This window comes from Micromonospora lacuserhaii (assembly GCF_036902735.1).
Taxonomy (GTDB): Bacteria; Actinomycetota; Actinomycetes; order Mycobacteriales; family Micromonosporaceae; genus Micromonospora.
This window is the reverse complement of the sequence record NZ_JBAKHO010000016.1, coordinates 33,111-57,747: the sequence shown is the minus strand read 5'-3', so window position 1 is coordinate 57,747 and position 24,637 is coordinate 33,111. Positions and strand designations below refer to the sequence as shown.

18 protein-coding genes are annotated in these 24,637 nt (G+C 74.5%); 11 read left to right on the top strand and 7 right to left on the bottom strand.

Annotated elements, in window-relative coordinates; genetic code table 11:
* Window positions 1-13 precede the first annotated feature (13 nt).
* The gene (gene purE, locus V6U81_RS13665; protein ID WP_334488925.1) at window positions 14-505 is read left to right on the top strand and encodes a 5-(carboxyamino)imidazole ribonucleotide mutase; all 492 of its coding nucleotides are present in this window, start codon (window positions 14-16) and stop codon (window positions 503-505) included.
* Window positions 506-840: 335 nt separating this feature from the next.
* On the opposite strand, the gene V6U81_RS13660 is transcribed toward purE, so the two are convergent.
* Together V6U81_RS13660 and V6U81_RS13655 are read right to left on the bottom strand one after the other, a co-directional pair.
* Window positions 841-5,742 carry an SCO7613 C-terminal domain-containing membrane protein gene (locus V6U81_RS13660; RefSeq protein ID WP_334488922.1) on the bottom strand — a complete coding sequence of 1,634 codons (4,902 nt, stop codon included), beginning with the start codon at window positions 5,740-5,742 and terminating at the stop codon, window positions 841-843.
* A 156-nt stretch (window positions 5,743-5,898) separates the two neighbouring features.
* The gene (locus tag V6U81_RS13655; protein WP_334488919.1) at window positions 5,899-7,326 is read right to left on the bottom strand and encodes a UDP-glucose dehydrogenase family protein; all 1,428 of its coding nucleotides are present in this window, start codon (window positions 7,324-7,326) and stop codon (window positions 5,899-5,901) included.
* A gap of 247 nt (window positions 7,327-7,573) precedes the next feature.
* Here V6U81_RS13655 and V6U81_RS13650 point away from each other — a divergent pair, with 247 nt between their 5' ends.
* A complete protein-coding gene (locus V6U81_RS13650) occupies window positions 7,574-8,737 on the top strand; it encodes an acyl-CoA dehydrogenase family protein (protein ID WP_334488916.1) in 1,164 nt (387 codons plus the stop codon).
* A gap of 53 nt (window positions 8,738-8,790) precedes the next feature.
* Here the strand turns inward: V6U81_RS13650 and V6U81_RS13645 are convergent, their stop codons facing one another.
* Window positions 8,791-9,450, bottom strand: coding sequence for a hypothetical protein (locus V6U81_RS13645; protein ID WP_334488913.1), 660 nt, complete (start codon window positions 9,448-9,450; stop codon window positions 8,791-8,793).
* A 23-nt stretch (window positions 9,451-9,473) separates the two neighbouring features.
* Between V6U81_RS13645 and V6U81_RS13640 the strand changes: the two genes are divergently transcribed.
* Window positions 9,474-9,989, top strand: coding sequence for an acyl-CoA thioesterase (locus tag V6U81_RS13640; RefSeq protein WP_334488910.1), 516 nt, complete (start codon window positions 9,474-9,476; stop codon window positions 9,987-9,989).
* Window positions 9,990-10,132: 143 nt separating this feature from the next.
* Window positions 10,133-12,121 carry an acetoacetate--CoA ligase gene (locus V6U81_RS13635; RefSeq protein WP_334488907.1) on the top strand — a complete coding sequence of 663 codons (1,989 nt, stop codon included), beginning with the start codon at window positions 10,133-10,135 and terminating at the stop codon, window positions 12,119-12,121.
* A gap of 2 nt (window positions 12,122-12,123) precedes the next feature.
* Here V6U81_RS13635 and V6U81_RS13630 read toward each other — a convergent pair whose 3' ends face one another.
* Window positions 12,124-12,813 (bottom strand): TIGR03089 family protein, encoded by a 690-nt coding sequence (locus tag V6U81_RS13630; RefSeq protein WP_334488905.1) that lies wholly within the window; start codon window positions 12,811-12,813, stop codon window positions 12,124-12,126.
* Between the two features lie 148 nt (window positions 12,814-12,961).
* Here V6U81_RS13630 and V6U81_RS13625 point away from each other — a divergent pair, with 148 nt between their 5' ends.
* Window positions 12,962-14,107 carry a glycosyltransferase family 4 protein gene (locus V6U81_RS13625; protein ID WP_334488902.1) on the top strand — a complete coding sequence of 382 codons (1,146 nt, stop codon included), beginning with the start codon at window positions 12,962-12,964 and terminating at the stop codon, window positions 14,105-14,107.
* A 63-nt stretch (window positions 14,108-14,170) separates the two neighbouring features.
* Window positions 14,171-15,262, top strand: a complete 1,092-nt coding sequence (locus V6U81_RS13620; RefSeq protein WP_334488900.1) for a mannose-1-phosphate guanylyltransferase — start codon at window positions 14,171-14,173, stop codon at window positions 15,260-15,262.
* Window positions 15,263-15,280: 18 nt separating this feature from the next.
* Here V6U81_RS13620 and V6U81_RS13615 read toward each other — a convergent pair whose 3' ends face one another.
* Window positions 15,281-15,868, bottom strand: coding sequence for an NUDIX hydrolase (locus tag V6U81_RS13615; RefSeq protein WP_334489063.1), 588 nt, complete (start codon window positions 15,866-15,868; stop codon window positions 15,281-15,283).
* Window positions 15,869-15,919: 51 nt separating this feature from the next.
* Between V6U81_RS13615 and V6U81_RS13610 the strand changes: the two genes are divergently transcribed.
* Window positions 15,920-16,960, top strand: coding sequence for a hypothetical protein (locus V6U81_RS13610; protein WP_334488898.1), 1,041 nt, complete (start codon window positions 15,920-15,922; stop codon window positions 16,958-16,960).
* Window positions 16,961-17,225: 265 nt separating this feature from the next.
* Window positions 17,226-18,230 (top strand): winged helix-turn-helix domain-containing protein, encoded by a 1,005-nt coding sequence (locus V6U81_RS13605; RefSeq protein ID WP_334488895.1) that lies wholly within the window; start codon window positions 17,226-17,228, stop codon window positions 18,228-18,230.
* Window positions 18,231-18,254: 24 nt separating this feature from the next.
* Here V6U81_RS13605 and V6U81_RS13600 read toward each other — a convergent pair whose 3' ends face one another.
* A complete protein-coding gene (locus V6U81_RS13600) occupies window positions 18,255-19,343 on the bottom strand; it encodes a coenzyme F420-0:L-glutamate ligase (RefSeq protein WP_334488892.1) in 1,089 nt (362 codons plus the stop codon).
* On the bottom strand, window positions 19,340-20,287 hold the full coding sequence (gene cofD / locus V6U81_RS13595; protein ID WP_334488890.1) for a 2-phospho-L-lactate transferase: 948 nt from the start codon (window positions 20,285-20,287) through the stop codon (window positions 19,340-19,342). The genes V6U81_RS13600 and cofD overlap by 4 nt, the downstream gene beginning before the upstream one ends.
* Before the next feature lie 99 nt (window positions 20,288-20,386).
* Here cofD and V6U81_RS13590 point away from each other — a divergent pair, with 99 nt between their 5' ends.
* The 3 genes from V6U81_RS13590 to V6U81_RS13580 all read left to right on the top strand — a co-directional run bounded on the left by V6U81_RS13590 (window position 20,387) and on the right by V6U81_RS13580 (window position 24,600).
* Window positions 20,387-21,331: a hypothetical protein gene (locus V6U81_RS13590; protein WP_334488887.1), complete on the top strand. Its 945-nt coding sequence runs from the start codon at window positions 20,387-20,389 to the stop codon at window positions 21,329-21,331.
* A 332-nt stretch (window positions 21,332-21,663) separates the two neighbouring features.
* Window positions 21,664-24,195 (top strand): bifunctional FO biosynthesis protein CofGH, encoded by a 2,532-nt coding sequence (locus V6U81_RS13585; RefSeq protein WP_334488884.1) that lies wholly within the window; start codon window positions 21,664-21,666, stop codon window positions 24,193-24,195.
* Between the two features lie 126 nt (window positions 24,196-24,321).
* Complete coding sequence (locus V6U81_RS13580; RefSeq protein ID WP_334488881.1) at window positions 24,322-24,600, top strand: hypothetical protein; 279 nt, start codon at window positions 24,322-24,324, stop codon at window positions 24,598-24,600.
* Window positions 24,601-24,637: the final 37 nt, after the last annotated feature.

Here is a 24,637-nt window from a genome sequence, read left to right as displayed (position 1 = left end):
GAAGGGAACCAGCGTGAGCACCGTCGGGCTGATCATGGGCAGCGACTCGGACTGGCCGACGATGAAGGCCGCCGCCGAGGCGCTCGACGAGTTCGAGGTGCCGTACGAGGTGGCCGTGATCTCGGCGCACCGCACCCCGGTCAAGATGATCGAGTACGGCCGGGACGCGGCCGACCGCGGCATCAAGGTGATCATCGCCGGGGCGGGCGGCGCGGCCGCGCTGCCCGGCATGGTCGCCTCGGTGACCCCGCTGCCGGTGATCGGCGTGCCGGTCCCGCTGAAGCACCTCGACGGGATGGACTCCCTGCTCTCCATCGTGCAGATGCCGGCCGGCGTCCCGGTGGCCACCGTGTCGATCGGCAATGCCCGCAACGCCGGGCTGCTCGCCGTCCGCATCCTGGCCGCGAGCGACCCGGCGCTGCTCAAGCGGATGGCCGCCTACCAGGCGAGCCTGGAGGACCTGGTCGCCGAGAAGGACGCCGCCCTCCGCGCCTCCCTCGCCTGACGCCGCCCGCTCCGATCGCCCCGGGCCCGGGCCCGGGCGTGCCGGGCCGTCGGCCAAAGCTCGGTGGCCAGGCTGCCAGCACACAGCGTCACGGTGCGTCATTGTCGCTCTCCGCCAGATTGTCGTCGCCGCGCCTACGCCTCATTCCATCCTTTGCTCTGCTGCCCCGGCGGCAACACCCCGGTCGACCAGGAGAAACGGGTTAGGGGTGGCAGCGATGGCGCCTGGCGCCCCTCACCCTGCGTGTCCGTTGCCGTGGGGTAAGCAGAGCAAAGCGTGCGAGGAGGGTGTCCGAGCCGGGCGGCGAGGCAGCATTCCGTGACGGCTTGCCGCTGTCACCTCATGCCGCGCAGCGCGGTCTGGAGGCGTTCCTGGGCGCGGCGACGCCGCTCGTTGCTCGCCCCGAGCACCAGCAGCACCAGCCCGACCGGGATCAGCACCAGCCACGGACCGAGGCTGAACAGGGCGTGCACCGCCGCGATCGCGGTCACCGTCGCACCGACGATCACCGGCGCCTGCTGCCGGCTGGTCGACCCGAAGATCAGCACCGCCACCGCGCCGAGCAGCAGCAGCACCTGCCGCAGCATGCTCGAGTCGGTGGCCAGCACGATGGCCAGCGTCGGCACGAACGCGGTGACCAGTGCCGGCCCGTACGCCACCCAGCTCGACAGGTCCGGCCGGTGCCGCAGTTCGATCACCCCGACCAGCAGGGCGAGCGCCGCGAAGGGCAGGGTGTACGCCTCGGGCAGCGCCACGTCGGCGACCCGCATGAGGATCCACCAGGCGGTGATCTCGCAGGCCACCACCGCCCAGAAGAGGATCTGGCGTTCCATCGGCCGGCGCCCGGGCCGGCTCGCGGCGACCCCGAGCACGGCGCCCCAGGCGGCCAGCAGGGCGGCGATGTGCCGCGGTGAGTCGAAGGCCAGTGCCAGGGCGATGAGCGCGGCGGCGTACCCGCTCCACTCCACGGTGGCGGCCTCGCGTTGTGCCTCCGGGCGACGCAGTCGCGGCAGGGTGGCCGCGAAGACCTGCAACGCCGCCCCGACCGCCAGCACCCCGAACGCCGACCAGACCGCGGCGAGCCCGGCCACCAGGCCGGCGGTGAGCACGAAGAGCTGCGCCATCAGGGAGGCGAAGAGCCAGCCGAGGATGCGGGCCCGCTGGGTGGTGCCGTAGAGCGCGGCGACCGTACCGACGGCCACCGCCCCGCCCAGGGTGATCAGGGTCAGCCGCCGGTCGGCGAGGCCCCCGGCCAGTCCGGCGCTGCCGGCGGCGAGCCCGATGACGAAGACCAGCACCCGCGTGACCCGCAGCGACCGGGCCCGCTCGGCCAGCGGCGGCGGTGGGGTCAGCGCCAGGCCCAGCATCGAGATGGTGAAGACCGACAGGGCGGCCAGGGTGTTCTCCGGCCACGCCCGGCCCAGCGCGATCGGGGTGATCAGCAGCGTCACGGCCAGCCCGGGCAGCACCACCGGCACCGCCCGGGACCGCCGTCGGCCGCTGAACCCGGTGGCCGCCAGCGCGGCCGTCGCGGTCAGCAGCAGGGCGGTCAACACGTGCGTCGGGTCCGTCACCTCGGCCGGCGGGGTCAGCAGCTCCGGCGGCGGCCCCTGCCAGACGTGGTTGAGCATCCGGTGCGGCTCGACCAGCGCAACGTAGAGCAGCGGCGCGAGCGAGGCCAGCGCCAGCAGGGTCGGCAGCGCCGCCGCGGCCAGCGCCCCCGCCGCCGGGTTGAGTCGCCAGCGGCGCTCGCCGTCGTCCGGCAGCCGGCGCAGCGCCCCGTCCAGCAGCACCGCCCAGCGGCGTACCGGCTGCGCCGAGCCGACCGGCGGGACGGTGGCCGCCCGGACCAGTTCGGCGAGGACCCCGAGCAGGGCCGCCGCGGCGGCGAACACCCCGGAGGGCAACCGGGCCACCATGGCGCCGAACGCGCTGATCGTCGCGCCGCCGACGATCGCCGCGCTGGCGTACGGCAGGTACTGCGGGACCTGCCGGCGGACGGCGGCCACCCCGGCCAGCCCGAAGCTGGACGCCGCCAGGGCGGCGGTGAGCACCACCTGGGCCGGGTTGCCGAACTCGGCGGCCAGGGCGGCGACCGCGCCGGGCAGCGCCAGCAGTCCGGCGCCCGCCGCGACGCCGCCGACCTGCACCAGGTGCGGCGGCATCCCCTCGGTTTCGACGTCCTCCACCAGGGACGGGGCGAGCGTCCGGGCGAGGGCCGCGACGGTGAGGCCGATCAGCGCGATGCCGCCCAGCGCCAGCGCGGTGGTCCACGGGCGGACCAGGCCCGCCCCGGCCGCGTGCAGGGCGACCACGCCCGCCGCCGTGGCCCGGGACAGCCCGGCCCGCGGGTCGGCCGAGGCCACCGAGGCCATCCCCAGGACGGTGGCGACGGTGAGCCCCACCAGCACCGGTGACCACCACGGCAGGTCGAAGGCAGCCGGCGTGCCGATGGTGGCGAGCACCACGGCCGCCCCGGCGACGTCGTACTTCCAGGGCGGCGGCAGCAGAATCCCGGCGGCGACCGCGAGCAGCGCCAGGGCGACCGGGGCCTGCCAGGTCGAGCCCCCGGTCGGGGCGGCCGGCCAGCCGGTCAGGTCGCCGGCCCAGATCGGACCCGGGGTGGCCAGCGCGCCGACCCCGCCGCGCAGGGCCGACCAGCCGGCCAGCGCACCGATCAGCGTGGCGCCCGCCGCGACGCCCAGCACCGGCCCGCGCCGCCACTCCTCGGGCATGGCGCGGACGGCGACGGCGACCACCAGCACCAGCCCGGCGGCCACCGCGAGCTGCCCACCGGGCGAGATCACCGCGGCGATCCGGGCGAGCGTGGCGATCAGCGCGGCGGTGACCGCGGCGGCGGCCAGGTCGGCGCCGTCCAGGGCGAGGTCGGAGCGGCGGCCCGCGTCGACCTGGCCGGCGAAGACCACCAGCAGGGTGGCGATCAGCAGCAGCCCGGCCACCCAGGCGTCGGCGGCGGTACGGCCGGGGGCGAAGAAGGCGGCGCCGACGACCGCGAGTGCGCCCAGCCCGGTGCCCACGGCGTGCGGCGGGCTGATGTGCCGCTGTGAGACCTGCACCATCGCGGCGTAGCCGAGGGTGACGCAGACGGCCAGAAAGCTGGCCGCCAGGATCGGCACGGTCAGCTCTCGCAGCACCGCCGGGGTGGGCGTCGGACCGGCCGGCTCGGTGGCGGCGACGAAGGCGGCCACCGCCCCGGGCAGGGCGAACGCGGCGCCGCCGGCCGCCCAGCCGGAGAGCGTGTCGGCGGCGGCCGGGGCGAGCCGTACCCGGGGGGCCAGCGCCACCAGCACCCCGGCCAGCATGAGGATGGCCAGTGCGGCGGCGGTCAGCGCCGGTCGGCTCAGCGCGGCAGCGGCGCCGATGATCCCCACCACGGTGGCAGTGCCGGCGTGCACCCGCGCGGCCCGGGCGGTGGTCGCGGAGAGCCCCAGCACGCCGACGCCGACGGCGGCCAGCACCATCGGCCAGGGCGCCACCGCCCAGCCGAGGCCGAGCGACGCCGGCACGGCGAGCGCGGTCAGCCCGGCGCCGACCACCGCGAACTCCCGGCGGATCTCCGGGGGCAGGGCCAGCACGGCGGCGATGGTGAGCAGCAGGGCGGCCCCCGCGAGCTGCCAGTCGGCCGGGCCGACGGCCGCCGCCAGCTCGGCGGGGAACCGGTCCAGGTCGGCCGACCAGGCGGGCAGCGCCGCCGTGGCGGGGGCCAGGCCGGCCCGGAGCGCGCCGCCGGCGACCACCAGGCCGCTGACCGTGAGCGCCGCAGCCGAGGCGAGCTGCGGCCCGCGCCGGGCCGCCTCCGGTACGGCTCGGACGGCCAGCCCGGTGAGCGTGATGACCGCGGCGATCAGCAGCAGGGCCCGACCGGGGAAGGCGACCGAGGCGATCCGGCCCAGCGCGCCGATCACGGCCAGGGTGAGGATGCCGGCGCCCAGGTCCGGCAGCGGCGGGCGGCGCAGCACCAGCGTCCCGGTCAGGGCCACCGCCGCGGCCAGCAGCAGTGCCGCCCCGGCTCCGGTGGCCGCCGGTACGGTGGTGGCGCGCAGCAGGGCGGTGACCGCGTACGCCAGGGCCAGCGCGACCGCCGCGCCGTGCAGCAGCCAGGTCAGCTGTGGCAGCCACGGCACCGGGCGGACGGCGGCGGCGGCCGGGGTGGTCGCCGTGCCGTCGAGCACCTCGCCGGCCTCCTCGGGCGCCCCCTCGGGCCGGCCGTCGGCGGCGGTGCGCTGCCGGGGCGCGGTCGGCTCCTCGGGCGGGAGGTCCCGGCGGACCGGTCGTTCCATGACCACGCCGGAGCGGGCCAGCCAGAGGTCGAGCACGGCGACCACGGTGAGCGCGAGCGCCCAGCCGCCGGGGCCGGTGACCCGGTCGTACGCGAACAGCGGCAGCACCGGCTGGGCGGCGAGGACCGCCGCGAAGCGGGGCGCGCGCAGGCCGGTGCCGGTGGCGTACCCGAGGGAGACCGCGGCGGTGACCGCGAAGATCACGCCGGAGAAGACCGCGCCGGAGGCGCCACCGCCGCCGATCCGGTCCACCGCCCACAGCGCGTACCCGGCGAGCGGCACCAGCAGCAGGCCGACCGTGGCGACGGTTTCGGCGGTGGACGTGAGCCCGCGTCGGGCCAGCACCGGCGGCGCGAGCAGCAGCAGCACGGTGGCGACGAGCAGGATGCCGAGCCGGGCCAGCGCGTCCATCGAGCTGGTGGCGACGGCGGCGAAGACCACCGCGGCCACGGCCAGCAGCAGCGCGCCCAGCCCGAGCGGGATGTTCTGCACCTCCCGGGACGACGCCTCCGGCGGGTGCTCCGGGTCGTCGACGTCCAGCCAGGTGGCGGTGGCCCGGGGCCGGGACGGCGGGGGATCCTCTGGCCCGGACGGGGTGGCGCCCTGCCGGGGCACCCGGGGTGGCGCGCCGGTGGTGGCGGTCGGCGGTCTGCGGTCGGCCTTGCGACGCAGCACCCGGCGCGGGCGGGTGGCCTGCCGGGTCCGCTCCTCACCGGCGTGGGCGAGGATGTCCCGCTGGAAGAGGGCGGCCTGCATCTTGGCGGCGATCTGCCGCTGCTCGGCGAGGATCGCCGCCTCCCGGGCCTTCATCTCCGCGATGGAGCGTTCGATCTCCGCCAGGTGCTCGCGCCACTGCGGCTGCTCGGCGCCGCAGTGGGGGCAGCGGGCCGCCGGCTGGATCTTCCGCCCGCACGAGGAGCACTGAAAGCTCTCCACGACACCCCTCCGCCCGGCCGGCCCGCACTGTGGACTCCCACTGTCGCAGCATGCCTTGAGCCGGCGCGGATTTCGACACCTGGCGCTCCGTCCGGGGCAACAAAAAGCGCGCCGGCCGGGAGGGTGTGCTCCCGGCCGGCGCGTCAGGTCCGGATGTCAGGGGCGGCCCATGCCCCGGTACTCCCAGCCGGCCTGGGTCCACAGTGCGGAGTCCAGGCAGTTGCGCCCGTCGACCACCTTGCGGCCGGCGGCCAGCTCGCCGAGGGCGACCGGGTCGGCGTTGCGGAAGTCGGCCCACTCGGTGAGCACGCAGACCAGGTCGGCGCCGGTCACCGCGTCGTTCATGCTGGCCTCGTAGGTCAGCTCCGGCGCGACCCGGCGGGCGTTCTCGGTGCCCTGCGGGTCGTAGACGTGCACGTCCGCGCCGGCCTTGGCGAGCAGCGCGGCGACGGCGAGCGCCGGGGCGTCGCGTACGTCGTCGGTGTTGGGCTTGAAGGTCGCGCCGAGCACGGCGATCCGGGTGCCGGAGAAGTCCGGGCCGGCCGGGCCGGACCGGCGGCCGAGCAGGTCGGCGGCGAGCTGGAGGACCCGGGTACGCCGACGCAGGTTGATCAGGTCGACCTCGTGCAGGAAGCGCAGCGCCTCACCGGCGCCCAGCTCCTGGGCGCGGGCCTGGAAGGCGCGGATGTCCTTGGGCAGGCAGGCGCCGCCGAAGCCGAGCCCGGCCTGGAGGAACCGGTTGCCGATCCGGGGGTCGTACCCGATCGCCCGGGCCAGCTGGGTGACGTCGCCACCGGCGGCCTCGCAGACCTCGGCCATCGCGTTGATGAAGGAGATCTTGGTGGCGAGGAAGGCGTTCGCGGCTACCTTGACCAGCTCGGCGGTGGCGAAGTCGGTGACCACCAGGGGCACCTCGCGGTCCTCGGTGGCGGCCAGGTCGAAGACGCCCTTGTGCGCGGCGTAGAGCATGGCGTTGGCCCACTCGCTCTTCACGCCGACCACGATCCGGTTGGGGCGCAGCACGTCGTCGACGGCGAAGCCCTCCTGGAGGAACTCGGGGCTCCACGCCACCTCGACGCCCAGGTCGGCGGGGGTGTGCTTGCCGACCAGCTGCTCCACCCACTCGGCGGTGCCCACCGGCACGGTGGACTTGCCGACGATCAGCGCCTTGCGGGTCAGGTGCTGGGCCAGCTTGGTCACCGACGCCTCGACGTACGACAGGTCGGCGCCCATCCCGTCGGCACGCTGCGGGGTGCCCACGCAGATGAAGTGCACGTCGCCGAAGTCGGCGGTCTCCTGGATGTCCGTGCTGAACCGCAGCCGGCCGGCGGCCAGGTTGCGCCGGAGCAGTTCGTCCAGGCCGGGCTCGTGGATCGGCACCTCACCGGCGTTCAGCTTGGCGATCTTGTCGGCGTCGACGTCGAAGCCGAGGACCTCGTAGCCCAGCTCGGCGTAGCAGATGGCGTACGTGGCGCCGAGGTAGCCGGTGCCGAGGAAGGTGACCCGGGGCCGCGGAGCACCCGAGGGCGGCGTCACCGGGGCGATGACCGGCACCGGCTGGATGTTCGGGTACGGGATCGTCACGCCTGTCTTCTCCGCTCGCGCTGGCGGCGCTTCGCTGCGTCGCATTCGGCTGCGGCGCCGTGGCCGGGCACCGATGGGAACCTGTCTCTTCTTGAGGGTAGTTGTGCCCTGTCGGCGCCTCTCGGGCGCGAGCCTACCCGCCGGTAATGTGGGTCGAACCAGGGTGGCTATCCTTCAGTCTGCGGCGATCGGCTGTCTCCGGACGCCACGGACTGCCGCATGATAGCGGCGAAAGGGGAGGGCTGACATGGCCGCAGACCAGACGTTCGACGTCTACCGGCTGCCCGAGGAGCACGACGCGATCCGTGAGGCGGTCCGCGAGGTCTGTGACGCGAAGGTGGCCCCCAACGCCGCCGAGGCGGACGAGACCGGCGAGTTCCCCAAGGCGTCGTACGACGCCCTGCGGGCCGCGGACTTCCACGCCCCGCACATCCCCGTCGAGTACGGCGGTGCGGGCGCGGACGCCCTGGCCACGGCGATCGTGATCGAGGAGGTGGCGCGGGCCTGCGCCTCGTCCTCCCTGATCCCGGCGGTCAACAAGCTGGGCACGATGCCGCTGATCCTGGCCGGCTCCGAGGAGCTGAAGCAGAAGTACCTGACCAGGGTCGCCTCGGGCGACGCGATGTTCTCGTACTGCCTCTCCGAGCCGGAGGCGGGCAGCGACGCGGCCTCGATGACCACCAAGGCGGTCCGCGACGGCGACCACTGGGTGCTCAACGGCGTGAAGCGGTGGATCACCAACGCGGGCGTCTCGGAGTACTACACCGTCTTCGCTGTGACCGATCCCACAGCGCGGTCCCGCGGCATCTCCGCGTTCGTGGTGGAGAAGTCCGACGCCGGGGTGAGCTTCGGCGCGCCGGAGAAGAAGCTGGGCATCAAGGGCTCGCCGACCCGCGAGGTCTACCTGGACAACGTGCGGATCCCGGCGAACCGGATGATCGGCGCGGAGGGCACCGGCTTCGCCACCGCGATGCAGACCCTGGACCACACCCGGGTCACCATCGCCGCGCAGGCCGTGGGCATCGCGCAGGGCGCGCTGGACTACGCCAAGGGGTACGTCCAGGAGCGCAAGCAGTTCGGTAAGCCGGTCGCCGACTTCCAGGGCATCCAGTTCATGCTCGCCGACATGGGCATGAAGCTGGAGGCGGCCCGGCAGTTGACGTACGCCGCCGCCGGCAAGTCCGAGCGCGGCGACGCCGACCTGACCTACTTCGGCGCGGCGGCCAAGTGCTTCGCCTCGGACGCCGCCATGGAGATCACCACCGACGCGGTGCAGCTGCTCGGCGGCTACGGCTACACCCGGGACTACCCGGTCGAGCGGATGATGCGGGACGCCAAGATCACCCAGATCTACGAGGGCACCAACCAGGTGCAGCGCATCGTGATGGCCCGGCAGCTGCTCAAGGGCTGAGCCAGGCGCGAAGTCGGGCGGGCGGGCCGGTGGGCCGGCCCGCCCGCGGTCGTCTAGCGGGGGTCGGTGGTGCCGCCGGACTGGGCGCCGTAGCGCGGCGGCGCGGACCACGGCGACTCGGTGCCGCTGCGCCGGGGCAGCGGGTCGGTGGTGGACTCCGGGTAGCCGAGGCTGACCGGGTTGGTCTCCTGCTCGCGCCGGCCGCCGGCCGGCGGCCAGTCGGCGAGGGTGAAGGTGTTCTCCGGCGGCGTGTCGTCGGCCGGGGTCAGCTCCGCCCCGGTCGTCGACTCCGGCCAGCGCCGCCAGCGCTGGAGGCTGAACACCGCCATCAGTAGCAGCAGGCCGATGAGGAAGAGCGTGCCGTTCTGCACCGGCTGGCGCAGTGGCAGCGGGTCACCGAGCACCTTCCAACCGTCCGGGATCCGGTCGAGCACGGTGAACGGGGCGAGGAACATCCCGACGTAGGGGGTGATCAGCAGCAGCCCGGCGACGAGGGGGCCGAGCGGCGAGACGCGCAGGGTGCCGAGCAGTCCGAGCAGGATGCCGGCCACGCTGAGGTACACGGCCGGCTCGATCAGGTTGGGCGTGCTGTACGTGCCGATCTCCACCCAGCGGTTCACGGTCCGGCCTGACCCGTCCTGCCCGAGGGTGATCAGCGCCCAGGTGATGGGCGCCACCACCAGCCCGGCGAGGAAGCTCCAGAGATGTCGCATCCGCGCACCGTACCGTTTCCGTCATGACCGAGCACCCCTCCACCCTGCCTGGCAAGCCGACCTCGTACTCGCGCGTCACGCTGAGTCGCATCATGACCGCAGTCGATGTAAATCTGTACGGAACCGTGCACGGTGGGGTACTGATGAAGTTCGTCGACGACGTGGCCGGCGCGGCCGCGGCCCGGCACAGCGGCGGCACGGCGGTCACCGCGTCGATCGACGAGATCGTCTTCTCCGAGCCCGTCCGGGTGGGCGATCTGGTGCACGCGCACGCCCAGGTGAACTGGACGGGCAAGACCTCGATGGAGGTCGGGGTGCGGGTGGTGGCGGAGCGCTGGGACTCGGCCGAGGACGAGCCCGTCCGGGTGGCCACCGCGTACCTGGTCTTCGTCGGGGTGGACGTGGGTGGCGCGCCCCGGGTGGTCCGGCCGGTGCTGCCGGAGACCGCGGAGGACGAACGCCGGTTCAAGGAGGCGGAGATCCGCCGCGCGCACCGGCTGGCCAAGCGCCGGGCGATCCAGGCCCACCGGGCGGGCTGACCCACACAGCCGGCCGGCCGGGCCTGTGGGCCGGCCACGCCCCCTCACCGGCACCCGGTGCGGAGAATGACGCTTCGAGGTAGGGCAAGATGGCGCCACGGCCCATTCACAGTGTCGTGCGGGGCCTCAGGGAGGGTGGAGCAGTGGGTGACGTGCTGTGGACGCCGCCGGCGGACGTGCGTGAGCGGTCCCGGATCGGGGGCTACCTGCGCTGGTTGCGGGAGAACCGTGGGCTGGACTTCGCCGACTACGACGCGCTGTGGCGCTGGTCGGTCACCGATCTGGACGCCTTCTGGCGCTCGATCTGGGACCACTTCGAGGTGGTCGCGCACACCCCGCCGACGGCGACCCTGACCGACGCGACGATGCCGGGCGCGCGGTGGTTCCCCGGCGCGACGCTCAACTACGCCGAGAACGTGCTGCGGATGCCCGGCCGGGCCGACGACGACCCGGTGGTGATCGCGCACGGCCAGACCCGCGCGCCGGTCACCCTGACCGCCGCCCAGCTGCGCGAGCAGGTCCGTCGGGTGGCGGCGGGGCTGCGCCGGCTCGGCGTGGTCGCCGGGGACCGGGTGGCGGCGTACGCGCCGAACATCCCGGAGACGTACGTGCTGCTGCTGGCCACCAGCAGCCTGGGCGCGATCTTCTCGTCCTGCGCGCCGGAGTTCGGCACCCGCAGCGTCACCGACCGCTGGCAGCAGATCGAGCCGAAGGTCCTGGTCGCCGTGGACGGCTACCGGTACGGCGACAAGCCGGTGGACCGGCGCGCCGAGGTGGCCGCGATCCGGGCCGCCCTGCCGTCGCTGGAGCACACCGTCGGCATCGCGTACCTCGACCCGGCGGGCGCCCCGCCCGAGGGTGCGCTGGGCTGGGACGAGCTGGCCGCGCCGACCGACGAGCCGCTGGTCTTCACCCCGGTGCCGTTCGACCACCCGCTCTACGTGCTCTACTCCTCCGGCACCACCGGGCTGCCGAAGCCGATCGTGCACGGTCACGGCGGCATCCTGCTGGAGCACCTGAAGATGCTGGCCCTGCACCACGACCTGGGCCCGTCCGACCGGTTCTTCTGGTTCACCACCACCGGCTGGATGATGTGGAACTTCCTGGTCTCCGGCCCGGCGGTGGGGGCGGCGATCGTGCTCTTCGACGGCAACCCGGCCCACCCGGACCTGGGCGCGCTGTGGCGGCTGGCCGAGGAGACCGGCACCACGTACCTCGGCACCTCCGCGCCGTTCCTGCTGGCCTGCCGCAAGGCCGGGCTGGTGCCGAAGGAGATCGCCGACCTCTCCGCGCTGCGCGGGGTCGGCTCGACCGGCGCGCCACTGCCCGCGGAGGGCTTCACCTGGGTGTACGAGACGGTCGGCGACCGCCTCCAGCTCCAGTCCCTCTCCGGCGGCACGGACGTCTGCACCGGCTTCGTCGGCGGGGTGCCGCTGCTGCCGGTGCACGCCGGGGAGATCACCTGCCGGGCGCTCGGCGCGAAGGTGGAGGCCCGCTCGGCCGACGGCACGCCGGTCATCGGTGAGCTGGGCGAGCTGGTGATCACGGCGCCGATGCCGAGCATGCCGGTGGGCTTCTGGAACGACCCGGACGGCCGCCGCTACTCCGAGGCGTACTTCGAGGTCTATCCCGGGGTGTGGCGGCACGGCGACTGGATCACCATCAACGAGCGGGGCGGCTGCGTGATCACCGGCCGTTCCGACGCCACCCTGAACCGGGGCGGCGTCCGCCTCGGCACCGCCGAGTTCTACTCCGTGGTGGAGGGGCTGGACGAGGTCGTCGACTCGGTGGTGGTGCACCTGGAGGACGACGAGGGCGGCGCCGGCGAACTGCTGCTCTTCGTGGTCCTCGCCGAGGGGCTGGAGCTCGACGACGCGTTGCGGAAGAAGATCTGCCGCGAGCTGCGTACCGCCCTGTCGCCGAGGCACGTCCCCGACGAGATCCACCAGGTCAGGGCCGTCCCGCGCACCCTCTCGGCCAAGAAGCTGGAGGTGCCGGTCAAGAAGATCCTCACCGGCACCCCGGTGGACAGCGCCGCGGCCAAGGGCGCGCTGGCCAACCCCGAGTCGCTGACGGCCTTCGCCGCCTTCGCCCAACGCCGCGCCGAGAGCGACACCCCCAGCCCCGCCTGAGTTCAGGTGAGGGCGCGGGTGACCTTCTCGGAGGTGGCCCGGGACCCGACCCGGGCCCGGTCGAGATTGCCGCAGAGGACGGCCGTCGCGCGGGCGGTCAGCGGGGCGAGCAGCCAGTCGACCGGGTCCGGGTGGGTGGCGGTGTCGATGAGGACCCGGTCGCCGGGGGCGACGCCCAGGTCCGCGGCCCGGGCCCGGGCGCGGGCCAGCAGGTCCGCGTCGGCCGGACCGGCCTGGGGGTACGGGGTGAAGTGGTCGCCGTGGGTGCGCACCTCGGACACGAAGTCGGCGAAGCCCTCCGGCACCTGCCGCATCGGCAGGGCGAACGGGTCGAGCGCCAGCACGTAGCGGTCCCCGGCCGACCAGTCACCGGCCTCGGCGACCCGGCCGGCGGCGGCGAAGAGCACGTCCACGTCGCCCGGCGTGTCGGTCACCGTCAGCTTGGCCGACCAGCAGCCGAGCAGCACCGCGGCGGTCTGCCAGTGCGGCGGCAGCAGCACCCCGGCCGGGTCGCCGGGGGAGAGGGCCAGCTCGTCGACGAGCAGGTTGGCGGTCTTGGCCACCCAGTTGGCCAGGGTGGCGCCGGAGAGCTCGGTACGCTCCCCGGTCGCGTCGTCGTACCAGGTCAGCAGCGGTCGGGTCGGATCGGACGCGATCGCGTCGGCGAACACCCGGGCAATGTTGTCGGCCATCGGCGCGAACGATACGCCGCCGGCACCCGTACCCGACGATGACAAGTCGGCGTACCGTCGGGTCGCAGTCAGCGTCCCACCCGGGCTCCGGCGTAGGCTTGCCCGCAGTGTCGTTGCCCACAGACCCGCCAGTTCAAGGAGTCGCCCCGTGACCGCCGGTCGCCCGCCCCGCGTGCTCATCGACGCCACGAGTGTCCCCGCCGACCGCGGTGGTGTCGGTCGATACGTCGACGGCCTGCTCGGCGCCCTGGGCGCCGTCTCCGGGCAGGGGGTGGACCTGGTCGTGGTCAGCCTCCGCACCGACCTGGAGCGCTACACCCGGATGCTGCCGGGGGCGGAGGTCATCCCGGCTCCGGCCGCGGTGGCGCACCGCCCGGCGCGGCTCGCCTGGGAGCAGACCGGCCTGCCGCTGCTGGCCCAGCAGGTCGGCGCCGAGGTGCTGCACTCGCCCTTCTACACCTGCCCGCTGCGGGCCGGCTGCCCGGTCACGGTGACCGTGCACGACGCGACCTTCTTCACCGAGCCGGAGCACTACGACAAGTCCCGCCGGACGTTCTTCCGCAGCGCCATCAAGACCTCGCTGCGCCGGGCCGACCGGGTGATCGTGCCGAGCAAGGCCACCCGGGACGAGCTGATCCGCCTGCTCGACGCCGACCCGACCCGGATCGACGTGGCCTACCACGGGGTGGACCAGTCGGCCTTCCACGCGCCCAGCGAGGAGGAGAAGGCCCGGGTCCGGGCCCGCCTCGGCCTGGGCGGCAGCACCTACATCGCCTTCCTCGGTGCCAAGGAGCCCCGCAAGAACGTGCCCAACCTGATCCGTGGTTGGGCGCGGGCGGTCGGCGACCGGGAGGACCCGCCGGCCCTGGTGGTCGCCGGCGGCCAGGGGCACGACGACGACATCGACCGCGCGGTCGCCGAGGTCCCCTCGCACCTGCGCCTGCTCCGCCCGGGCTACCTGCGCTACGCCGACCTGCCCGGCTTCCTCGGCGGCGCGCTGGTGGCCGCCTACCCGTCGTACGGCGAGGGCTTCGGCCTGCCGATCCTGGAGGCGATGGCCTGCGCCGCCCCGGTGCTGACCACCCCGCGGCTCTCCCTGCCGGAGGTGGGCGGCGACGCGGTCGCCTACACCAGCGAGGACCCGGAGCAGATCGCCACCGACCTGGCCGCCCTCCTCGACGACGAGCAGCGCCGGTTGGCGCTGGCCAAGGCGGGCTTCGATCGGGCCAAGGAGTTCACCTGGGAGTCCAGCGCCGAGGTGCACATTGCGGCGTGGAGCCGGGCCCGTTCCTGAGCGTGCGCTGCCGGTACGGGCGACCCGACGGTTGGCCCTTGGCGGTTCGGGCATGATGTGCGGGTGATTTACGCCGTCATCCCGGCGGGTGGCAGCGGCACGAGGTTGTGGCCGCTGTCCCGCGCGGGGCACCCCAAGTTCCTCCACCCACTCACCGGAAGCAGCGCCTCGCTGCTCCAGGCGACCGTGGACCGGCTGGCGCCACTGGCCACGCCGGACTGCACGCTGGTCGTCACCGGGGCCGCGCACGCGGCGGCGGTGGCCCGGCAGCTGACCAGGCTGCCGGAGGAGAACATCCTGGTGGAGCCCTCGCCCCGGGATTCCTGCGCGGCGATCGCGCTGGCCGCCGCGGTGATCGCGGTGCGCGACCCGGAGGCGGTGATGGGATCCTTCGCGGCCGACCACCTGATCCGGGACACCGCGGCCTGGGTGGAGACGGTCCGCGCGGCGGTCCGCGGGGCCGAGCAGGGGCTGCTGATGACGGTCGGGATCACCCCGACCCACGCGGAGACCGGATACGGCTACCTGGAGACCGGCGCGCCCACCGGCGACGGGCTGCTGCGGCCGGTGATCGAGTTCAAGGAGAAGCCGGCCGCGCCGGTGGCCGAGGCGTACCTGCGCTCCGGCCGGCACCTCTGGAACGCCAGCATGTTCGTCTGGCGGGTCGACATCTTCCTCGCCGAACTGGCCCGGCAGCAGCCGGCCCTGCACGCCGGGGTCACCACGATCGCCGCCGCCTGGGGCACCCCCGAGCAGGACGAGGCGCTCGGCGCGATCTGGCCGACCCTGCCGAAGATCTCCGTGGACTACGCGGTGATGGAGGGCGCGGCGACCGCCGGCCGGGTGGCGACCGTGCCCGGGGACTTCGGCTGGAACGACGTGGGTGACTTCCACACCCTCGGCGACGTGCTCCCCGCCGATGCGGCGGGCAACGTGGTGCTGGGCACCGACGCGAAGCCGGGCGTCCTGCTGCACGACTGCGCCGGCCTGGTGGTGGTGCCGCAGTCCGGGCGCCTGGTGGCCGCCCTCGGGCTGCGGGACGTGATCGTGGTGGACACCCCGGACGCGGTGCTGGTCTGCCCGCGCGACCGGGCCCAGGACGTCAAGCTGCTGGTGGACGAACTGAAGGCGCGCGGCGAGGAGGGCCTGGTCTGAGCGGCGGCGCGGCCGGGGTCAGCCGCGGCGGCGGGCCAGCGCGGCCAGTGCCGGGGCGACCAGCTGGGCGGTGCCGCCGGCCAGCGGCTCCGGCAGCCGGTCGGGCCGGAACCAGCCCAGCGCCTCGGACTCGTCGCTGACCCGTTCCACCGCGCCGGTCGGGGCGAAGACCGCGAACCGGACGTCGTGGTGCAGCGAGCCGCCCTGGCAGGCCACCGGGTGGATGTCCACGTCGATCGGTACCGGGTCGATGACCAGGCCAGCGATGCCGGACTCCTCGGTCGCCTCGCGGAGCGCGGCGCCGGCCAGCGTCCGGTCGGTCGGCTCGCAGTGCCCGCCGAGCTGCACCCAGCGGCGGAACTTCCCGTGGAGGCAGAGCAGCACCCGGGTGCCGTCGGCGTCGAGCACCAGGGCGCTGGCGGTGACGTGCCCAGCGCGGTGGGCCCGGTCCATCGTCACCGGGCCCGCCGCCAGCAGCTCCACGGTCCGGTCCCGGGCCGCCGCGGCGGCGGGACTGGTCGGCTCCCAGCCGGTGAGCAGCGCGACCGCGTCCGCGTGCAGCAGGTCGGTCGGCGAGGCGGCGGCGGTCGGGCCGGTGGCAGGCAGGATGTCGGGCACCCGGACACTCTACGAGCGCGGCCTCCGTACCCTGTCCCGGTGACCCTGCGACTCGTCGAGTTCGTCGTGTCCGGCAACGAGGCCAGCGACCTGTTGCCGGTCCGTTCCCCGGCGCTGCTGCGGGCGTACGGCGCCCGCCGGGGCTTCTGGACGGTGCTGGACGAGGGGCCGGTGGAGCGCTGCCTGGCCCTGCTGTTCGAGCGGGCGGACGGTGAGTGGGTCGCCCACCACGTACCGGCCGACGCGGGGGCGGAGAACGCCCGCACCGAGGACGGTGAGGCGCTGGCCCACCACGACGGCTGGGTGTACGTCTTCGGCTCCCACTTCGGGTCCAAGGCCGGCCCGTTGCGCCCCCGCCGGGCCTTCGTGGCCCGGTTCCGCGAGGACGACGCCGCGGCCGGCACCCTGCCGGTGCAGGTGGTGCGGAACCGGTTCCGGCTGCACCGCGCGATCAACGACGCGCTGCTGAAGGCGGCGTTCACCCCGTTGCCGCCCGGTGACCGGGTACGGGACCGGTTCATCGTGGAGACGCTGGCAAGGGGCACGTCCCGGTCCAAGAGCTGGGTGACCCGGCTGACCGCGGACGACCTGCCGCTGAACGTGGAGGCCGCCACCTTCACCCCGGACGGCACAGTGCTGCTCGGCCTGCGCTTCCCGGTGACCGCCGACGGCGAGCCGATCCTGGTCGAGCTGGCCGGCGTGCCGGAGATGTTCACCAGTGGCGGGGGGTGGCCGCGGGCCGGCCGGGCGTACGCGTTGACCGGGGTGACCCCGCCGGGCGCGCTGGTCGGCTTCCGGGCCGTCACGCCCACCCCGGACGGCGGGTACGCGGCGGTGATCGGCTCGATCGACGCCCTGGGCAAGGGCTCGGTGCTGCTTGACGAGCATCCGACCGGCGGTCCGGTGACCTCCCGGCACGTCCGGTTCAGCTGGCCGCCGGCCGACGACGGGCACCGGGTCGACGCGGAGCTGGTGGCGGAGCTGGCCCCGTTCCACCACGTGGAGGGGCTGGCCGAGTCGGACGGGCGGTGCTTCTACGTCACCGACGAGGACCACCGGGTCGCGCTCTGGATCGGCTGACCGGCCCGGCGCCCGGGCGACACCTCTGCGGAGGTGAGGCCGCAGACCCTCGTGGTGCCGCCCGGACGTCGATCCTGATCCCCAGGTCACCCGGGCGTGGCAGTGGAGACCCCTTCGCACGCCGTACCGGGCAACAGCAGCATGTCAACCGCCGGCGCCGGGCGTCGAGGTCTTTCACTCCACGCTTAAAAATGGAGATAAGTGCCGGCGGGTACAGTGCGAAAGGTTGGTGGTTCCTCCTCCACCCGCCGCAGGAGAGCGCTCCATGCTGACGATCCACTTCACCCGGGAGGACGTGCTCCGCACCCGGGTCGCGCCCGGCGCGGACCCGGTCTGGGAGCTCGTCCTCAGCCTGCACCTGCTCCAGGGGCGCAGCCGCGACCCGCTGACCACCCCATGGCAGCGGGGCGTCGCCCGACAGTTGCGCCAGGACCCGGCCTCCGACCAGTTCCGGCTGCTCTTCGCGCTGAACCCGCCGCGCGGCTACTTCCCCGACTTCCTCACCCCGTACGCCAGCCTGTCGGGCTTCGAGGCGGGGCTGGAGGCGGTCCGCTCCACTCCGGCCGGGCTGCTGCGCCGGGATCTCACCCTGCTGGCCGGCGACAATTCGCTGCCCGCCTCCGCCGCCGGGCTGGCCCGGGGCGAGCCGGAGATGCTGCGCCACCTGACCGACTCGATGGAGCGGTACCGGTCGGTGGCGATCGGGCCGTTCTGGGCGCGGATCCAGGCGGCGGTGGAGGCCGATCGCGCCCGCCGGGCCCGGGCGATGCTGGACGGGGGAGCGGAGGGGCTGCTGGCCAGCCTGCGGCCGACCATGCGCTGGGCGGCCGACGTGCTGGAGGTGCCGGACTATCCGGACAACCGGGAGCTGCACCTCGACGGCCGGGGGCTGTTGCTGGTCCCGTCGTTCTTCTGCGCGCGTACCCCGGTGGCGCTGCTCGACGCCGCCCTGCCGCCGGTGCTGGTCTACCCGGTGGACCGGCTGGGCGGGCTGGCGCCGGCACCCGGCGAGGGGGCCGGTCCGGCCGGCGGCGGGTCGGGGCGGGAGGCGCTGGCCGCGCTGCTCGGCCGGACCCGGGCCGCGGTGCTGGAGGCCAGCGACGACGGCTGCACCACCGGCGAGGTGGCCCGCCGGCTGCACATCTCGCCGGCCGCCGCCAGCCAGCACACCGCCGTGCTGCGCAACGCCGGGCTGCTGGTCAGCCAGCGGGACCGCAACACGGTGCTGCACACGCTGACTCCGCTCGGCCGGGCCATGCTGGACGCCTGACCCGGCCGGTCGGGCCGGCGCGGGTCAGATCGCCAGGCAGGCGCTGGCCGTGCTGCCCGTCGGGGGCGGCAGCAGCGTCGAGCCGATCCCCTCGGCGGCCAGCGCGGTGCGCAGCCGTTGCAGGTCGGCCCCGAACCGGACCAGGTCCGGCTGGTCGACCGGGGTCGGCGCCGCGCCCAGCACCAGGCCGGTGGCGTCGGCCGGCCAGCCGTCGACGCTCGACACCAGTCCGGCGCGTACCTCGTCGTCGGTGACGTGGGTGAAGGCCGTGCCGGGTGCGATCACGTCGGCCACCGCGGCGATGGCCCGGGCCACCGCCGCCGGGTCCGGCGGCGTGCCACCGGGCCCCGGGTCGGCGGTCGCGGCGGACCGCAGGCCGTCCGCCCGCGCCTCGGCGGTGCCCAGCGAGAAGAGGTCCAGCTCGCTCTCCCGGACCAGCGCGGATGCCCCGGCGCCGTCGTCGGGCCGGACGGCGGACAAATAGCCGCGGACCACCGCGACCGGCACCTGGTCGCACTTGCCCTTGATCAGCTCACCGGCGCCGGCCAGCTCGTCCACCACGGCCATCTGGGTCAGTTGCAGCTCGTTGCCGTACGGGTCGACCTCGCCCCGGTGGTCCCGGATCGCGGCCATCCCGGCGACGCCGAGCGCCACGTCGGTCAACCCGTTGCGCCAGGGGCGGCCCATGGTGTCGCTGATGATCACCGCGACGTCGACGTCGTAGCGGTCGCGCAGCGCGGCGCGCAGCGCCCGGGCCGAGGCGTCCGGGTCCTCCGGCAGCAGCACCAGCCGGGTCTTGTCGACGTTGGACGCGTCGATCCCGGCGGAGGCCATCACGAACCCGTGGTGGGTCTGCACGATCCGGGTCGGGCCCCGGCTGGCCACCACCCGGGCGGTCTCCGCGGCCAGCACCTCGTCCCGGGCGGCGAGCCGCTCCGGCCCGTCGGCCGGCACGTCCACCAGCCGTCCCTCCGCCTTCGACACGATCTTGCTGGTCACCACCAGCACGTCGTCGTCGCGCAGCCACGGCGCGGCGGTCGCGATCATCGCCGCCAGGTCGTCGCCCTCGGTCACGTCGCCGATGCCCGGCACCGGCAGGATCTCCAGCCTCACACCAGCTCCAATGCGGCGCGGACCATCTGTGCGGTCGCCGCCTCGTCGGTCATCCGCAACGGCACGGCACGCACCGTCACCCCCGGCACCACCGCGCCCTCGTCCTCCGGCGCGACCAGCCAGCCGTCGAGCAGCCCGCCGTCGCCGCGCCCGCCGTAGAGCCGGCCCACGCCGCCGGCGCTGCACTCCACGCCCAGCACCGAGAGGCAGCGATCGGCCATGCCGCGCACCGGGGCGTCACCGATGATCGGGGAGACCCCGACCACCCGGGCCGGGCCCTGCGCGACCGCGTCCCGCAGGCCGGGCACGGCCAGCACCGGGGCGACGCTCACCACCGGGTTGCTCGGCGCGATCAGCACCACATCGGCGCCGGCGACCGCCTCCAGCACCCCGGGGGCCGGCTTGGCCTGCTCCGCGCCGACGAAGACGAACCGGTGGGTGGGGATTTCCGCCCGGTACCGGACCCACCACTCCTGGAAGTGGATCACGCGTTGGCCGCCGTCGAGGTCGACCACCACGTGCGTCTCCAGCCGGTCGTCGGTCGCCGGGAGCAGGCGTACGCCGGGCTGCCAGCGGGTGCCCAGCGCCTCGGTCACCGCCGAGAGCGGGTACCCGGCGTTGAGCATGGTGCTGCGGACCAGGTGGGTGGCGATGTCCTTGTCGCCCAGCCCGAACCAGGTCGGCTCGGCCCCGTACGCGGCCAGCTCCTCCTTGACCGTCCAGGTCTCGCCGACCCGGCCCCAGCCCCGTTCCGGGTCGGCGCCGCCGCCCAGGGTGTACATGACACTGTCCAGGTCGGGGCAGACCTTCAGCCCGTGCAGGAGCAGGTCGTCGCCGACGTTGACCACGGCGGTCACCTCGGCGCCCACCTCCCGGGCGTACGCCCGGACGCCGAGCAGGAATCGGGCACCCCCGATGCCGCCGGTCAGAACCACGATGCGCATGCCGTCCATCCTCGCGCACGGGCCGCCTACCGTCCGTCGGTGGCCCGGGAGACTAGGCTCACGTCGGCACCTGTCCGTTTCGCCCCCGAGGGAGAGCTCGTGACCAGCCCCGCCGAGCCCGCGCCGACCGCCGCGTCGCAGGCCCGCCAGCTCACCGCCCCACTGCGCGAACTGGCCGCGCTCGTGCTGCTCGGCGCGAACGCCGTCCTGCTCTTCGTCGGCTTCGTCCGGCTGCTCGTCCCGACCTCGGACTACAGCACCTTCTCGGGCCGGGCCGGCAGCGAGTTCTTCTCCTTCGTGGGCGTCGAGTCGACGGTGCTGCCGCTGCTGGCCGTGCTGCTCGCCACGCACGTGAACCCGGTGCTGCCCCGGGCGAAGCAGATCACCCAGGTGGCGGTCGGCGAGTACGCCTTCGGCGCGCTGTTCGGGACGCTGACCTTCCTGATCTGGCTGGTCGACCGGCTGGCCAAGGGGGAGGTGCTGGACGCCCTGCTCGGCATGCTGACCCGGGCCGCCTGGTTCGGGGTCTTCGCGGTGGCCGCCTTCGTCGTCTACCGGGTCTGGCGGACGCTCTACTTCGTCCCCAAGCCCAAGCCGCAGCCCGGGGTCTACGGCCAGCCCCAGCCGGGTTGGCCGCAGCAGTCCGGCCCGGCCGGCTACGGCGTTCCCGGCCAGCCCGGCGGCGGCTATCCCGCCCAGCCGGGCGGCTACCCAGCCCAGCCGGGCGGCTACCCAGCCGCCGGCCAGTACGGTCACCCGGCCCCTGCCTCGGCTCCGCCGTTCGCCGCCCCGCAGTCCGGCCCGCCGTTCGCCGCCCCGCAGTCCGGCCCGCCGTCGACTCCCTCGTTCGGGGGCGCGCCGCAGGCCGGATCGCCGTTCGGCGGGTCCAACACGGCTCCGCCGTTCGGGCAGCCACCGTCGGCCGACCCCACCCAGACCATCCCGCGGCAGCCGGCCGACGCCGGAACGCGGCCGCCCTCACCGGCCGACGAGGCCGACCGGACCCAGCGCCTGCACCGGGACGACCCGAACTTCCCCCGCTGACCGTCAGGCCCGTCGCCGTGCTGCCGGTGCCGGCGGCCTGCCCCGATGCGGTGACCTCGCGCTGGTTGCGGCGGGTCGGTGACGGCTGTCCCGCGGTTAGATGTGGGACTGCGGTGACCGACCGCCGTCCCCGGTTCGGCCTGGCGGGGTGTGCGATCGGTATTGCTGATGAGCGGTATGACTCTCCGTCATATTTATGACTGAGAGTCATACCGCTTCTGATGAAATCCGCTCCGGACGCCCGACACGCCCACTGCACCGGCCCCGGGGCTTGATCTCACACTGCCTCGCATGCCCGACCAACCGTCCCGCCCAGCGCATAGGCTGAGCGGATGGTTGAGCGCACCGATCCCGGTCCGACGACGGCGAGCATCGAGCGGGCGCTGCGCCGGGCGGCCACCGGACGCTCGCTGGACGTCGAGGAGGCGACCGCGCTGCTGGCGGCGCGCGGGCCCGCGCTCGACGAACTGCTCCGGATCGCCGGCGAGATCCGCGACGCCGGGTTGCGGGAGGCCGGCCGGCCCGGGGTGGTGACCTTCTCGAAGAAGGTCTTCATCCCGCTCACCCGGCTCTGCCGGGACCGCTGCCACTACTGCACCTTTGCCACGGTGCCGCACCGGCTGCCCGCCGCCTTCCTGGACCGGGACGAGGTGCTGGAGATCGCCCGCGCCGGCGCTGCCATGGGCTGCAAGGAGGCCCTGTTCACCCTCGGCGACCGGCCGGAGGAGCGCTGGCCGGCGGCCCGCGAGTGGCTGGACGAGCGCGGCTACGACTCCACCCTGGACTACCTGCGCGCCTGCGCGGTCGCCGTGCTGGAGGAGACCGGCCTGCTGCCGCACCTCAACCCGGGGGTGCTCTCCTGGTCGGAGCTGCAACGGCTCAAGCCGGTCGCGCCGAGCATGGGGATGATGCTGGAGACCACCGCGACCCGGCTCTGGTCGGAGCCGGGCGGCCCGCACTTCGGCTCGCCCGACAAGGAGCCGGCGGTCCGGCTCCGGGTGCTCGACGACGCCGGCCGGGTGGGCGTGCCGTTCACCACCGGCATCCTGATCGGCATCGGCGAGATCCCGGCCGAGCGGGTCGACGCGATCTTCGCGATGCGGCGGGCGCAGCGGGAGTACGGCCACCTCCAGGAGGTGATCGTGCAGAACTTCCGCGCCAAGCCGGACACCGCGATGCGCGGCATGCCCGACGCCGAACTGCACGACCTGGCCGCCACGGTGGCGGTGACCCGGATCCTGCTGGGCCCGAAGGCCCGCGTCCAGGCCCCGCCGAACCTGATCGAGGGCGAGTACGACCTGCTGCTGCGTGCCGGCATCGACGACTGGGGTGGGGTCTCCCCGCTGACCCCCGACCACGTCAACCCGGAGCGCCCCTGGCCGCAGCTGGACGAGCTGGCCCGGCACACCGAGAAGGCCGGCTTCGCCCTGCGCGAGCGGCTCACCGTCTACCCGGAGTACGTCCGGGCCGGTGATCCGTGGCTCGATCCGCGGCTGCTGCCGCACGTGACCGCCCTCGCCGAGCCGGGGACCGGCCTCGCCGTGGAGTCCGCCCGTCCGGTCGGCCGGCCCTGGCAGGAGCCGGAGGAGGTCTTCGGCGGTGGCCGGACCGACCTGCACGCCACCATCGACACCACCGGCCGTACCGAGGACCGGCGGGGTGACTTCGACAGCGTCTACGGTGACTGGTCCGAGGTCGCAGGCAAGGTCAGCCCGGAGGCCTCCGGCGTACCCCGGTCGAGGGGGAGCGACGCGGACGGTGACCTGCGGACGGGGTTGCGGCTCGCGGCGGACGACCCGGCGGCGCTGCTGGAGCCCCGGCACGCCGACGCGGCGCGGGCGCTCTTCGACGCGGACGGCCCGGCGCTGGACGCGCTCTGCCGGCTCGCCGACGACGTACGCCGGGACGTCGTCGGCGACGACGTCACCTACGTGGTCAACCGCAACATCAACTTCAGCAACGTCTGCTACGTGGGCTGCCGGTTCTGCGCGTTCGCCCAGCGTGAGCGGGACGCCGACGCGTTCCGGCTCTCGGTGGAGCAGGTCGCCGACCGGGCCGAGGAGGCCTGGGCGACCGGCGCCAGCGAGATCTGCCTCCAGGGCGGGATCGACCCGAAGCTCCCGGTGACCGGCTACGCCGACCTGGTCCGGGCGATCAAGACGCGGGTCCCCGGCATGCACGTGCACGCCTTCTCCCCGATGGAGATCGTCACGGCCGCCGCCAAGGCGGGGGTGCCGGTGAAGGAGTGGCTGCTCCAGCTCCGCGACGCCGGCCTGGACACCATCCCGGGCACCGCCGCGGAGATCCTCGACGACGACGTGCGCTGGGTGCTCACCAAGGGCAAACTGCCGGCCGCCGCCTGGGTCGACGTGGTCAGCACGGCCCACGAGCTGGGCATCCGGTCCAGCTCCACGATGATGTACGGCCACGTCGACCACCCCGGCCAGTGGCTCGCCCACTTCCGGGTGCTGGCCGGGGTGCAGGACCGCACCGGCGGGTTCACCGAGTTCGTGGCGCTGCCGTTCGTGCACACCAACGCGCCGATCTACCTCGCCGGCATCGCCCGCCCGGGGCCGACCTGGCGGGAGAACCGGGTGGTGCACGCGATGGCCCGGCTGCTGCTGCACGGCCGGATCGACAACATCCAGTGCTCCTGGGTGAAGCTGGGCGACCAGGGCACCGTGGCCATGCTCAACGGCGGCTGCAACGACCTGGGCGGCACGCTGATGGAGGAGACGATTTCCCGGATGGCCGGTTCGGGCAACGGCTCGGCGCGTACCGAGGAGCAGTTGCAGGCCATCGCGGCGGCCGCGGGACGACCCGCGCGCAAGCGGACGACCGCGTACGGTCACCCGTCGGCCTGACGTCGAACCTTTCTCCGGTGGGGGCCGTACCACTGGTCGTCGGCGGCGGTTGAGGCGAGGGCCGCCGCCGGCAGCCCCTCGCGAGCCACCGCGGGCGCCCCGGCGCCGCCGGAGGAAAGGTTCCCCATGACGAGTCAAGAGCGGAAGCGGCCCTGGCCGCGGTTGACCCGCCGGCAGACGCTGACGGCAGCGGCGAGCGCCACGCTCGGCGCCGCCGCCCTCACCGTGCCCGGCCTGTCGGCCGCCCAGAACACCCCGTCGGCGGGGGCCAAGGACGGCCCGATCGTCGTCTACCTGCGGGACGCCGCCTCCGGGACGATGGACGTCTTCGTCGGCACCTCCCGCATCGAGGTACGCGACCGCGGCCTGGCGGACCGGCTGCGACGCGCCGCCGGGCGGCGCTGACCGCGCCCCTTCCCGTACCTCCCCAGACCCGGCGCAG